Consider the following 12,710-nt stretch of genomic DNA (forward strand, 5'->3'; position numbering starts at 1 on the left):
CCTGCCGCCCGGTGTGCTGGCCAACATGGTCGACAACACCTGCGGCAAGCGGCCGACCGTGGTGATCATCTCGGCCTGCTTCTCCGGCGTCTTCGTTCCCGCCCTGGCGAGCCCCAATCGCATGGTGCTCACCGCCGCTCGGCCCGACCGCTCGTCCTTCGGCTGCGGCGAGGCCGACAAATATCCCTACTTCGACCAGTGCGTGCTGGAGACCCTGCCCAACGTATCCAACTTCGCCATCCTGGGGACCGGCGTGCAGGCCTGCGTCGCCGCGCGCGAGACCAAGGAGGGCATGAAGCCGCCGTCTGAGCCGCAACTGTTCATCGGCCCGGCTCTGCGGCCCATGCTGCCGCTGTATTCCCTGGCCTCGGGCGGACCCAAACGAAACTGAGGCGTCCCGGCTGGCCCGCGCTCCGCGCTGCAAGCTTGGAATGACTCGCTGCGGCGCCTACAACCGGTTGAGCGTTCCGCTCCAGTCTCCAGGGTTCTCGATGCGGTCAATCGTCTTCGCCGTCGCCGCAGCCGTGCTGTTGCTCGCCCCACAGGCCGGCGCGTTCGCACAGGACGACACCGCCCCGCCCGAGAAACACGCCGCGCCGGCGCCCAGCCTGCCCAAGGCGCCGATCCCCTATATCAAGCTGCATCCGAAGCCAGCCAAGCCCAAGCCGAAGGTCGCGACGCCTGCGGCGACGGCGACGGCGCCGGCCACGGCGGCAGCTCCGCCGAAGCCCGCGACGGTCCCCGCCGCCCAGGGGCCCATCGTCCACGCCGAGTCTGCGCCGCCGGCGCTGCCCGCCGATGAAGGCGTCGCCGCGGCGCCCGCGCCGGCTCCAGCGCCTCCGCCTCCGCCGCAGCCAGCCGGCCCGCCCGCGCCGACCGCCCGGCTATCAGCCGGGCAGGCGATACCGGCGGCCGAGCTGGAAGCTTTCGCCGACGGCCTCTTGAAGGACGCCATGGCCCGCGAACACATCGCCGGCGTCACGGTCTCGGTGGTCCAGAATGGCCAGGTTGTCCTGAAGAAGGGCTACGGCTTCGCCAGCCTGAACCCGCAACGCGCCGTCGATCCGGACAAGACCCTGTTCCGCGTGGGCTCGATCTCCAAGACCTTCACCTGGATCGCCCTGATGAAGGAGGTCGAGGCCGGCCGCATCCGCCTGAACCAACCGGTGAACCTCTACCTGCCCGAAAAGGTCCAGGTGAAGGACCAGGGCTACGACCAGCCGGTCCGCGTCGCCAACCTGATGGACCATTCGGCGGGTTTCGAAGACCGCGCGCTCGGCCAGCTGTTCGAGCGGAACTACGGCCGCGTGCGTCCGCTCGACCTCTACCTGCGCCAGGAGCGGCCCAAGCGGGTGCATGCGCCGGGCGCGGTCTCCAGCTATTCGAACTATGGCGCCGCGCTGGCTGGCGAGGCGGTCACCTACACCTCGGGCAAGCCCTACGAGCGGCTGATCGAGGACGAGATCCTCAACCCGCTCGGCATGGCCCACACCACTTTCCGCGAGCCGCATGACGCCAAGGCGGGGCTGCCCGCGCCCATGTCCGCGTCCCTGGCCGGCGACGTCTCCGACGGCTACCGCTGGACGCCGCTGGGCTTCGCGCGCCGCGACTACGAGTTCATCGGCCAGATCGCGCCGGCCGGGGCGGGCTCGTCCACCGCCGGCGACATGGCGCGCTACATGCTGATGCAACTCTCCGGCGGCCAGATCGACGGGACGACCATCTACAACCCCACGACGGCCCAGGCTTTCCGCACCCCGCTGCGCAAGACGCCGGAGGGGATCAACGGCTGGGCGCACGGCTTCATGGTGTTCGACCTGCCCGGCGGCCATCGCGGGTACGGCCATGGCGGAGCGACGCTGTCGTTCTTCTCCAACATGGTGGTGATTCCGGATTTGAACCTCGGCGTCTTCATCTCCACGAACACCGCCACCGGCCGACCGTTGGCGACCCGTTTCCCGGAGCTGATCGTGCAGCATTTCTACGCCGCGCCCGAACCGTTCCCGCGCGCGGGTTCTCCGGAGCTGGCCCAGCGCAGCGGCGACTTCGCCGGCTACTACCAGACCACCCGGCGCGCCTATTCGGGCCTGGAGGGCTTCGTCGACCAGTTGAAAAGCGGCGCGGCGGTCGACGTGAGCCATGGCGGCCAGCTGACGGTCAGCGACGCCGGTGGGGTGCGCACCTTCGTGCCCGAGGGTCCGCCGGACGACGGCCGCTTCATTGCCTCGCAGGGGTCCGAGCGGATCGCGTTCGACCTTGCCCAAGGCGGGGCGCGCGCCTTTCACGTGGCCAACGGGACTCAGGTCTTCGAGCGCGCGCCGTTCTGGCGCGAGCCCACGATCCTGGAGCTCCTGACCGCGCTCGCGGGCTTCACCGCCTTGATCACCCTGATCGGGGTCGGCGTGCGCAACCGCCGCGAGTTCCGCGAGAACCAGATCCAAACCCGCGCCAGCCTGGTGCAGAACATCCAGGCGGTGCTTTGGCTGGTCGCGTTCGGACTGTTCGGACTGTGGCTGTCGAGAAGCGGCGACCAGGCCGAGGTCATGTACCGCTGGCCCGGCGTGCTGATGATCACCGCCTCGGCCTGCGCCCTGGTGGCGGCGGGCCTCACCGCCACCACGGTCCTGGTGCTCCCGGCCATCTGGCGCGGCGGGCGGCGCGTCGATAGCTGGAGCCCCCTGCGCAAGGCCTTCTTCACCCTCACCGTGCTCGTCTACGCCGCCTTCTCGGTCGACCTGGCGCTCTGGGGCGCGCTCAGCCCCTGGAGCGGCTGAGCCGCGCGGCCAAGGCCAAGCATTCGCCGAGCGTCTAAACCCCGCGTTTACCAAGCACTGGGTAAATCCTGCCTAGCGGTAGGCAAGAACGACACGCCCGTCCGCCAATTGGGTTTTTCGGAAGGGCTCGGCGTTGAACCAGATCCTGGCTGCGCTTCAGAGGTTCGGGATCGGACGGCTCGCCGCCATCCTTGGCATCGGCGCCGGCGTGGCCGCCGCTCTGTTCGCCATCACCACAGGCCTGGGCCAGCCTAAAGCCCTGCTCTATTCCAACCTCGACCTCAAGGAAGCCGGAACGATCACCCAGGCGCTGGACCAGGGGAACATCAAGTATGAGGTCAAGGGCGACGGCTCGACCATCATGGTGAACCGCGACCAGGTCGCCTCGACGCGGCTGATGCTGTCGTCCAAGGGCCTGCCGACCGCGGCCAGCGTCGGCTACGAGATCTTCGACAACACCAACGCCATGGGCCAGACGGACTTCGTCCAGCAGCTCAACCGCCAGCGCGCCCTGGAGGGCGAGCTCGGCCGCACCATCATGGGCCTGGACGGCATCACCGCCGCGCGGGTCCACCTTGTCCTGCCCAAGCACCAGCTGTTCGAGGAGGAGGCCGACCAGCCTTCAGCCTCGGTGAGCCTGGGCGTCGGCGGCCGCGAGCCCGGACCCGACCAGGTCCGCGCCGTGCAGAACCTGGTGGCCGGCGCCGTGCCCAATCTGAAGCCCGACCGCGTCACGGTCATCGACCAGCACGCCAAGACGCTGTCCGGCGGCGACACCGGCATGGCCGCCGAGGCCGACGGCCGCAAGAGCGAAGTCGAGCAACGCATCGCCAAGCAGGTGAAGACCCTGGTCGAGGGCATCGTCGGCGCCGGCAAGGCCCGCGTGAACGTCAGCGCCGACGTCGACATGGCCCACATCACCACCCAGAAGGAAGCCTTCGACCCGGACGGCCAGGTCGTTCGCTCGGAAAGCACCACCGACGAGAACTCCAAGGAAGCCACGCCCGGCCAGGGGACCCAGGCCTCGTCCGCGGCCAAGGTCCCGGGCGGCGCCTCCATCGACCAGGGCGGCGACAGCAGCAACGCCAGCGGCAAGCAGGAATCGACCACCAACTACGAGATCACCAAGACCACCACGACCCAGGTCTCCGAGCCGGGCGCAGTGAAGAAGATTTCCGTCGCCGTCGCCGTCGACGGCGCCTATGGCGCGCCCGACAAGAAGGGCAAGCCTGGTCCCTACGCGCCGCGTTCGGCCGCCGAGATGGCGCAGATCGAACAGCTGGTGCAGGCCGCCGTCGGCTACGACCAGAGCCGCGGGGACGTCGTCAAGGTGGTCAACGTCAAGTTCCCCACCGCCGAGGATCCCGACGGCGTCACCGCCGCCAACCCGCTGATGGGCTTCGACAAGAACGACATCATGCGCGCCGCCGAACTGGGCGTGATGGGCATCGTGGCGATCCTGATGATGCTGTTCATCGTCCGCCCGCTGCTCAAGGGCGCGATGGGCGGCGGCGGCGGTCCGATGGCCATGGTCGGCGGCCAGGGCGTCACCCGCATGGTCACCAGCCCCGACGGCCAGCCGATGCAGATCACCGTCGACCCGGCCACCGGCCAGCAGATGCTGTCTGGCCCGGTCAACGAGGGCCTCGAGCAGAAGATCGATATCGCGCGCATCGAGGGCCAGGTGAAGGCCAGCTCCGTCAAGCGCGTCGCCGAGTTCGTCGACAAGCACCCTGATGAGTCCGTCGCGATCATCCGCGGCTGGCTCCATGAGTCCGCCTGACCATGGCGCTGAAACCCAAGGGCGTCGCCGAACTCTCCAGACTCACTGGGCCTGAAAAGGCCGCGGTGGTGCTGCTGGCGCTGGGCGAAGACCACGCCAGCGTCTGGCGCGGCCTCGACGAGGAGGAGATCAAGGTGATCTCGCAGGCCATGGCCGGTCTGGGCCAGGTCACCTCGTCCGTTGTCGAGGACCTCCTGGTGGAGTTCGTCTCCGGCATGGGCTCGGGCGCCATCACCGGCTCCGTCGAGATGACCCAGAAGCTGCTGGCGTCGATCATGCCGGAGGACAAGGTCGACACCCTCATGGAGGAGATCCGCGGTCCGGCGGGCCGCACCATGTGGGACAAGCTCGGCAATGTGAACGAGGCCGTGCTCGCCAACTACCTGAAGAACGAATACCCGCAGACGGTCGCGGTCGTGCTGTCAAAGATCAAGTCGGAGCACGCCGCGCGCGTGCTGACCTGCCTGCCCGAGGACTTCGCGCTGGAGTGCGTGACCCGCATGCTGCGCATGGAGCCGGTGCAGCGCGAGATCCTCGACAAGATCGAGCAGACCCTGCGCACCGAATTCATGTCGAACCTGGCCCGCACGTCCAAGCGCGACAGCCACGAGATGATGGCCGACATCTTCAACGCCTTCGACCGCCAAACCGAGACCCGCTTCATCACGGCCCTTGAGGAACGTAACCGCGAGGCGGCCGAACGTATCCGGGCCCTGATGTTCGTCTTCGAGGACCTCTCCAAGCTCGATCCGGGCGGCGTGCAGACCCTGCTGCGCACCGTGGAGAAGGACCAGCTGGCGCTGGCGCTGAAGGGCGCCTCGGACTCCCTGCGCGACATGTTCTTCTCCAACATGAGCGAACGCGCCGCCAAGATCATGCGCGAGGACATGGAGACCATGGGCCCGGTCCGCCTGCGCGAGGTCGAGCAGGCGCAGATGGCCATGGTGCAGGTCGCCAAGGACCTGGCCAACAAGGGCGAGATCGTCCTGGTCGGCGCCGGCGGCGACGACGACGAGCTGGTGTACTGATGACCGGTCCCGCTCACGAGAAATTCCTGTTCGGCACGGTCTTCGACCCGACGGGCGCGGTGCTGTCCGCGGCACCGCGGCCCAAGCGTTCCTTCAGCGCCGACGAGGTCGAGCAGATCAAGGGCGCCGCCGAGGCAGCCGGGGAAGCCCGCGCCATGGCCAGCATCGCCAATCGCCAGGCCGAGGCGCTGGCCGACATCGGGCGCGCCGCCCAGCAGGCCCTGCCCGGCCTCGCCGCTGTCGCTCACGAGCACCGGGTCGGCTCGGCCGATCTGGCGCTGGCCTGCGGCCGCGCCATCGCCGCGGCGGCTCTCGACAAGTTCCCGCAGGCCCCCGTCCGCGCCGCCCTGGAGTCCCTCGCCCGCGAGGTCGAGGCGGCTCCGCGACTGATCGTGACCGCCGAGCCGGAGCTGCTGGAAGGTCTGCAGGCCGTTCTGGAGGAGACCGCCCAGGCCGTGGGCTATCCCGGCGCGATCCAGGTGCGCGCCACCCCCGGCGTCGGCGCCCACGCCTTCACCCTCGATTTCGGCGACGGCTCGGCCAGCTTCGACCCCGCCGCCGCCGCCGAGCGCGTCGCCCAGGCCCTGCGCGCGGCGCTCGCCGCCGAGGGCCTGCATGCCGAACCCCTGATCCCTGGCGGCGGAGCCTCCGCCCCAGACACCCAAGAGCCCTGAAAGCCAGGCCATGTCCGAAACGCCAGATCCCAACACCGCCGAAGAGCTGAAACTGGACGAGTTCGCGCCCGGCGAAGGCATGCTCGCCGAGACCATGAGCGACGAGGATAAGATCGCCACGGACCTGGCGCCGGTCTTCGACGTGCCGGTGAACATCTCCGCGGTGCTCGGCCGCGCCAGCCTGTCGGTCGCCCAGCTCCTGCAACTCGGCCAAGGCAGCGTCCTGGAGCTCGACCGCAAGGTCGGCGAGGCCATCGACATCTACGTGAACAACCGTCTGGTCGCCCGCGGCGAGGTCGTCATCGTCGACGAGCGCCTGGGCGTGACCATGACGGAAATCATCAAGGACGGCGACAACGCGGCCTGAGGCCACGGTTGTCTGAGGGAGAATATCCATGCGGCTTCTAGTCGTCGGAAAATTGAACGGACAGCTTTCCACCGCCGTGAAAATGGCGATGAGCGCTGGCGCGAAGGTCAGTCACGTCGAGACCATCGAGGCTGCCACCCATGCGCTGCGCGCAGGGCAAGGGGCCGACCTGATGATGGTCGACTACGAGCTCGACATCGCCGGCCTGATCGCCGCCAACGAGGCGGAGCGGATCCGGGTGCCGGTGGTGGCCTGCGGGGTCGGAGCCGGCGCGGACGGCGCGGCCGGCGCCATCCGGGCCGGGGCCAAGGAGTTCATCCCGCTGCCGCCGGACGCCGAGCTTATCGCCGCTGTGCTGGCCGCCGTCGCCGACGACAACCGCCCGATGGTCGTCCGCGACCCGTCGATGCAGGCGGTGATCACCATGGCCGACCAGATCGCGCCCTCCGACGCCTCGATCCTGATCACCGGCGAAAGCGGCGTGGGTAAGGAAGTCATCGCCCGCTACGTCCACCAGAAGTCGCGCCGCGCCAGCCGCCCGTTCATCAGCGTCAACTGCGCCGCGATCCCGGAGAACCTGCTGGAGAGCGAACTGTTCGGCCACGAGAAGGGCGCCTTCACCGGCGCCGTGGCCCGCCGCATCGGCAAGTTCGAGGAAGCCAACGGGGGCACCTTGCTGCTCGACGAAATCAGCGAGATGGACGCGCGCCTGCAGGCCAAGCTGCTGCGCGCCATCCAGGAACGCGAGATCGACCGGGTCGGCGGCGCGAAGCCGGTGAAGGTCGACATCCGTATCCTCGCCACCTCCAACCGCGACCTGGCCCAGGGCGTGCGCGACGGGACCTTCCGCGAGGATCTGCTCTACCGCCTGAACGTCGTGAACCTGCGCATCCCGTCGCTGCGCGACCGGCCCGGCGACGTGCTGGCGCTCTGCGAGTTCTTCATCAAGAAGTACGCGGCCGCCAACGGCATGCCGGAGCGACCGCTCTCGGCCGAGGCCAAGCGGCGTCTGGCGACCCACCGCTGGCCCGGCAACGTGCGCGAGCTGGAAAACGCCATGCACCGCGCAGTGCTGATGGCGAGCGGCCCGGAGATCGAAGAGGACGCCATCCGCCTGCCGGACGGTCAGCCCCTGGCCTCCGCCGACCCCGGCGCGCGCGCCGCCCAGGCCGCGTCCCTCGCCGCCGAGACCGCCAACCGCTCCTACGTCGGCCAGACGGTCGCCGCCATGGAGCAGCAACTGATCATCGACACCCTGGAGCACTGCCTGGGCAACCGCACCCATGCGGCCAACATCCTTGGCATCTCCATCCGCACCCTGCGCAACAAGCTCAAGGAATACACCGAGGCCGGTGTCTCGGTGCCCGCGCCTCAGATGGGGGCGGCGTCCGCCGCCTGATGAGCTGACCCGTGGCTGACGCGTCCCTTCCCTCCCGGCACGGCCAGACTCCCACCCCGCGAGAGATGCTGGGCTGGGTGGCGCGTGGCGAGGTTGGGCTCGCCATCGGCGTCGTCGGCATCGTCGTCCTGCTGATCCTGCCGATCCCGGCGTTCCTGCTGGACATGCTGCTGTCGATCTCGATCACCAGCGCCGTCCTGATCCTGATGACCTCGCTGCTGATCAAGAAGCCGCTGGAATTCACCGGCTTCCCCATGGTGTTGCTGGTCACCACCCTCTTCCGCCTGTCGCTGAACATCGCCTCCACGCGGCTGATCCTCGGCCACGGCCACGAGGGCGTCCACGGCGCCGGGCATATCATCGAAGCCTTCGGCAAGCTGATGACCGGCGGCAGCTTCGTCATCGGCATCATCGTCTTCGCGATCCTGGTGATCGTGAACTTCGTCGTCATCACCAAGGGCTCGGGCCGGATCGCCGAAGTGGCCGCCAGGTTCACCCTGGACTCGATGCCCGGCAAGCAGATGGCCATCGACGCGGACCTGTCGGCGGGTCTGATCGACGAGACCGAGGCCAAGAAGCGCCGCAAGGAGCTGGAGCAGGAATCGACCTTCTTCGGGGCCATGGACGGCGCGTCGAAGTTCGTGCGCGGCGACGCCGTCGCCGGCCTGATCATCGTCGCCATCAATATCATCGGCGGCATCCTGATCGGGGTGCTGCAGCATCACATCCCGATCGGCGTGGCCGCATCGACCTATACGCTGATGACCGTCGGCGACGGCCTGGTCAGCCAGATCCCGGCGCTGATCATCTCCATCGCCGCCGGCTTCCTGGTCTCCAAGTCTGGCGTCGAAGGCTCGGCGGACAAGGCCCTGGTCACGCAGCTGGCCATGAACCCGGTCAGCCTGGGCATGGTCTCGGCCGCCGCCGGCATCATCGCCATCGTGCCGGGAATGCCGATCCTGCCCTTCGCGGCGATCTCCATTGGGGCTGGGACCCTGGCCTGGCGCCGTTCGCAGAAGGCCATGGAGCCGCCGCCGGTCGAGATCAAGCCGATGGCCGAAGCTCAGGAAGAGCCCATCGCCCAGACGCTGGCCATCGACGAGATCAAGATCGAGCTGGGCTATGGCCTGCTGGGCCTGATCAATGACCTGGAGGGCCGCCGGCTCACCGACCAGATCAAGGCGCTGAGGAAGACCCTGGCCTCCGAATACGGCTTCGTCATGCCGAGCGTCCGCATCCTCGACAACATGCGCCTGCCGTCGCAGGGCTACTGCATCCGCATCAAGGAGATGGAGGCCGGCGCCGGCGAAGTGCGGCTTGGCCACATGATGGCCATGGACCCGCGCGGCGGTCAGGTCGAGCTGCCCGGCGAGCACGTCAAGGAGCCCGCCTTCGGCCTGCCCGCCACATGGGTGGACGAGAACCTGCGTGAGGAAGCCACCTTCCGCGGCTACACCATCGTCGACCCGGCCACGGTGCTCACCACGCACCTGACCGAGATCCTCAAGGAGAACATGCCCGACCTGCTCTCCTATTCCGAGGTCCAGAAGCTCTTGAAGGACCTGCCGGGCGAGCAGAAGAAGCTGGTCGAGGATCTGGTGCCCTCCATCGTCACCGCCACGACGGTCCAGCGCGTGCTGCAGGCCCTGCTGCGCGAGCGGGTCTCGATCCGCGACCTGCCTGCGATCCTGGAAGGCATCGGCGAGGCCGCGCCGCACACCTCCTCGGTCACCATGCTTGTCGAGCAGGTCCGCGCGCGGCTGGCCCGCCAGCTCTCCTTCGCCTACCGCGGCGACGACGGAGCCCTGCCCATCGTCACCCTGACATCGGAGTGGGAGAACACCTTCGCCGACAGCCTGGTCGGCCAGGGCGAGGACCGCCAGCTGGCGCTCGCGCCGTCGCGGTTGCAGGACTTCGTGCGCGGGGTGCGCGAGGTGTTCGAACGCGCCGCCCTCGCCGGCGACAGTCCGGTGCTGCTGACCAGCCCCACCATCCGCCCCTACGTCCGTTCGATCATTGAGCGCTTCCGCGGCCAGACCCCGGTGATGAGCCAGAACGAGGTCCATCCCCGCGCCAAGCTGAAGACCGTCGGGACCATCTGAGCCTCTTTCCGGGCGGGCCCGGATCGGCGAGGGCTGGTTGAGCCGTCAATTGAGAACCTCTCAAGGCCCAGCCCGCCGGCGCCCAGCCTCAAGAAGGCGCCCTGAGGCCGTTCCGTGCGCCGCCGCGGCGTGCGACGCTGCCGTGAAATCCGCGGCGCGCAAGGGGCTCCGGCCGTCATGATCCTGATCTTGCTGTTGTCCGCCCTGGCCCTGGCGAGCGCGGTCTTCCTGCTGGCGTTGGCGGCGGCGCTCCGCCGACGGCCGACCGCCCCATCGTTCGAGGGCCTCGCGATGAGCGCCGTGACCAGCTTCTTCGATGCGCTCGGCATCGGCTGTTTTGCGCCGACCACCGCCTACATGAAGGTCCGCCGCCTCGTGCCGGACGAGCTGATCCCGGCGACCATGATCTCGGGCTACGCCCTGGCGGCGGCCACCGAGGGCTTCGTCTTCATCACCGCCGTTCAGGTGGACCCGCTGCTGCTCGGGCTGTCGATCGCCGCTTCGGTTCTGGGCGCGGTCCTTGGCGTCTCGATCGCCGCGCGCCTGCCGATCACCCCGATCCGGCTGGCCATGGGCCTGGGCCTGCTGATCGCAGCGACCACCCTGGCGCTTTCGAACCTCGGACTGATGCCGCACGGCGGAGTGGCGACCAGCCTGCCGCCCGTCGCCTTCGCCCTGGTGGTCGGCGTCAGTTTCCTCTTGGGAATCCTGATGAACCTCGGGGTGGGCAACTTCGCCCCGACGCTGATCCTGATCAGCCTCCTGGGCATGGACCCGCGGGCGGCCTTCCCGATCATGATGGGTTCGGCGGCGCTGCTGATGGTGACCAGCGGGGCCAGGATCGTCGCCTCCCGGCCGCTGAACCTTTCGCTGGTGCTTGGCATGGCCCTGGGCGGCGTCCCCGCGGTGCTGATCGCCGCCTTCATCGTCCGCTCGCTGCCGCTGGAGCTGCTCCGCTGGGGCGTCGTCGCCGTCGTGACCTATGCCGGGGCCGCCATGCTGCACGCGGCCGCGACCGGCCGATCCGCCCCGACCGTCGCCGTCACCGAGGAGCCCGCGGCCTGACCGCCCAGCCGGGCCGCCCGCCATTGCCGCCGCCCGCCCGGGCTGGTAGCGGTGCGGGCCGGGGCCGGATCGATGCTCCGAAAGAGTCTTGGGAAACGGATGCGGCGACCTCTCAATCGGCCCAAGAGTGCGGGCTCCGCGGTCCTCTGGGACCTGCTCACCTTCGAGCACCTGATGACCAATCAGGTGATCCACGTCATCTATTGGGCGGGCCTGGCGCTGATTTCGCTCGGCGCCTTCGGGACCATTGGCGCAGCGGTCGGCGTGGCGATCCGCGACCCCTTCCCGTTCGGTCTGCTGCTGGCGATCCCGGTGGTGGTCGGCGGCCTGCTGGTGATGGGCGCCCTGGTGCTGCTGTGGCGTTCGTTCTGCGAGTTCTATGTTGCGATCTTCAAGATCAGCGAGGATCTGGCCGTGCTGCGCGCCGACGTCGAGGCCGAACGCAAGCGCACGCCGTAGTCGCAACGCGGCGGAACACAATCGACGGAACATTGTTCTTGGCAGTCGCCAGGAAATCACCGGATATAGGCTTCATGCCGAAGACCACACTCGCCTCCATTGATCCTACGGAGGAATTCCCCTTCGCCGTCGACGACTATCTCCTGCACCTGGTCGTCGCCATCTACCAGTTCCGGGACTCCCGGATCGACGGAGCTCTGCGCGCCCTCGGCCTCAACGTCAGCCGCTATCGGGTGCTGGGCGTCCTCGAGCGGTTCGGCGCCAGCACGATGACCGAACTATCGAATTTCACCGCCATGCAGCGCACGACGCTGACGCGGATCGCCGACCAGCTGGTGGCGGCCGGCTGGGTCGAGCGCCACGCCGAGGCCCGTGACCGGCGCCATGTGGTGCTGGACCTGACGGACAAGGGTCGCGAGACGCACGCCAAGGCGCTGGGCCTGGTGCTGAACCTCAATCATCGGCTGATGGACAGCGTGCCCGAGCACGAGCGCCGCTCGGCCGCGCGAGTGCTGATGCAGGTGGTCGACAACCTGGCCCCCAACCGGCTCGCCCGCGACGGCATCATCCACTTCAGCCGCGAAGGACTCGGCCGAGACAGCGCGCCGACCTAGGCCCTGCCGCCCTAGGCCGCGTTTCCGGCCGCGCGGCGCACGGCGCGCATGCCCACTTCATCGAGTTCGGCGTTCTCGCGGCGGCTGGCTTCCTTGACCTCGGCGCGCCGGGCGCTCTCGGCGACCTGCTCGTACTTCTTCTGCTCTTCGAAAGCCTGGGCCAGCGCGTCGCGCGCGCCGCGCTCCTCGGTCTCGATGGCGTCGATATCGGCCTGCAGGGCCGCCTTGCGGATCTTCAGGCCTTCGGCGTAGCCCGCCAGATACCAGCCGGCTTCGGCGTTCTGGGCGGCGTGCTTGGCCTCGGCTTCGCCCTCGGCGGTGAGCACCGCCAGGCGCGTGTTCGCGTCCGCCAATCGCTTGGCGATCTCAGCCAGCCGGAGCTGGCGGTTCTCGACTTCGTAGGTGGCGAGCTTGATGAGGGACTCCGACCAGCTCATTTGCAAAT

Annotated in this window: 12 protein-coding genes; 11 read left to right on the forward strand and 1 reads right to left on the reverse strand. The window is 68.8% G+C overall.

What is annotated here, in order from left to right; genetic code table 11:
* The 11 genes from E8A12_RS14700 to E8A12_RS14750 form a co-directional block, all read left to right on the forward strand.
* Nucleotides 1–391 (forward strand): C13 family peptidase (locus tag E8A12_RS14700; RefSeq protein ID WP_293370076.1); only part of this gene is annotated, 391 nt, incomplete at its 5' end.
* A gap of 100 nt (nucleotides 392–491) precedes the next feature.
* Entirely contained in the window at nucleotides 492–2,774 is a 2,283-nt protein-coding gene (locus E8A12_RS14705) for a serine hydrolase domain-containing protein (protein ID WP_293370078.1), read from the forward strand.
* A gap of 133 nt (nucleotides 2,775–2,907) precedes the next feature.
* Entirely contained in the window at nucleotides 2,908–4,557 is a 1,650-nt protein-coding gene (gene fliF, locus E8A12_RS14710; protein WP_293370080.1) for a flagellar basal-body MS-ring/collar protein FliF, read from the forward strand.
* Nucleotides 4,558–4,559: 2 nt separating this feature from the next.
* Nucleotides 4,560–5,585 carry a flagellar motor switch protein FliG gene (gene fliG, locus E8A12_RS14715; RefSeq protein WP_293370082.1) on the forward strand — a complete coding sequence of 342 codons (1,026 nt, stop codon included), beginning with the start codon at nucleotides 4,560–4,562 and terminating at the stop codon, nucleotides 5,583–5,585.
* Nucleotides 5,585–6,259: a flagellar assembly protein FliH gene (locus E8A12_RS14720; protein WP_293370084.1), complete on the forward strand. Its 675-nt coding sequence runs from the start codon at nucleotides 5,585–5,587 to the stop codon at nucleotides 6,257–6,259. The genes fliG and E8A12_RS14720 overlap by 1 nt, the downstream gene beginning before the upstream one ends.
* A 10-nt stretch (nucleotides 6,260–6,269) precedes the next feature.
* A complete protein-coding gene (gene fliN / locus E8A12_RS14725; RefSeq protein WP_293370086.1) occupies nucleotides 6,270–6,626 on the forward strand; it encodes a flagellar motor switch protein FliN in 357 nt (118 codons plus the stop codon).
* A 28-nt stretch (nucleotides 6,627–6,654) separates the two neighbouring features.
* Nucleotides 6,655–8,025 carry a sigma-54 dependent transcriptional regulator gene (locus E8A12_RS14730; RefSeq protein WP_293370089.1) on the forward strand — a complete coding sequence of 457 codons (1,371 nt, stop codon included), beginning with the start codon at nucleotides 6,655–6,657 and terminating at the stop codon, nucleotides 8,023–8,025.
* Nucleotides 8,026–8,036: 11 nt separating this feature from the next.
* Nucleotides 8,037–10,127 (forward strand): flagellar biosynthesis protein FlhA, encoded by a 2,091-nt coding sequence (flhA, locus tag E8A12_RS14735; RefSeq protein ID WP_293370091.1) that lies wholly within the window; start codon nucleotides 8,037–8,039, stop codon nucleotides 10,125–10,127.
* Between the two features lie 177 nt (nucleotides 10,128–10,304).
* Nucleotides 10,305–11,192 carry a sulfite exporter TauE/SafE family protein gene (locus E8A12_RS14740; protein ID WP_293370094.1) on the forward strand — a complete coding sequence of 296 codons (888 nt, stop codon included), beginning with the start codon at nucleotides 10,305–10,307 and terminating at the stop codon, nucleotides 11,190–11,192.
* A 99-nt stretch (nucleotides 11,193–11,291) separates the two neighbouring features.
* Nucleotides 11,292–11,651: a DUF4282 domain-containing protein gene (locus E8A12_RS14745; RefSeq protein ID WP_293370097.1), complete on the forward strand. Its 360-nt coding sequence runs from the start codon at nucleotides 11,292–11,294 to the stop codon at nucleotides 11,649–11,651.
* Between the two features lie 74 nt (nucleotides 11,652–11,725).
* Nucleotides 11,726–12,265, forward strand: coding sequence for a MarR family transcriptional regulator (locus E8A12_RS14750; protein ID WP_293370100.1), 540 nt, complete (start codon nucleotides 11,726–11,728; stop codon nucleotides 12,263–12,265).
* 11 nt (nucleotides 12,266–12,276) lie between these two features.
* Here E8A12_RS14750 and E8A12_RS14755 read toward each other — a convergent pair whose 3' ends face one another.
* On the reverse strand, nucleotides 12,277–12,702 hold the full coding sequence (locus E8A12_RS14755) for a flagellar export protein FliJ (protein WP_293370103.1): 426 nt from the start codon (nucleotides 12,700–12,702) through the stop codon (nucleotides 12,277–12,279).
* Between the last annotated feature and the right edge of the window lie 8 nt (nucleotides 12,703–12,710).

Origin of the sequence: Phenylobacterium sp. (assembly GCF_004799395.1) — a bacterium.
Taxonomy (GTDB): Bacteria; Pseudomonadota; Alphaproteobacteria; order Caulobacterales; family Caulobacteraceae; genus Phenylobacterium.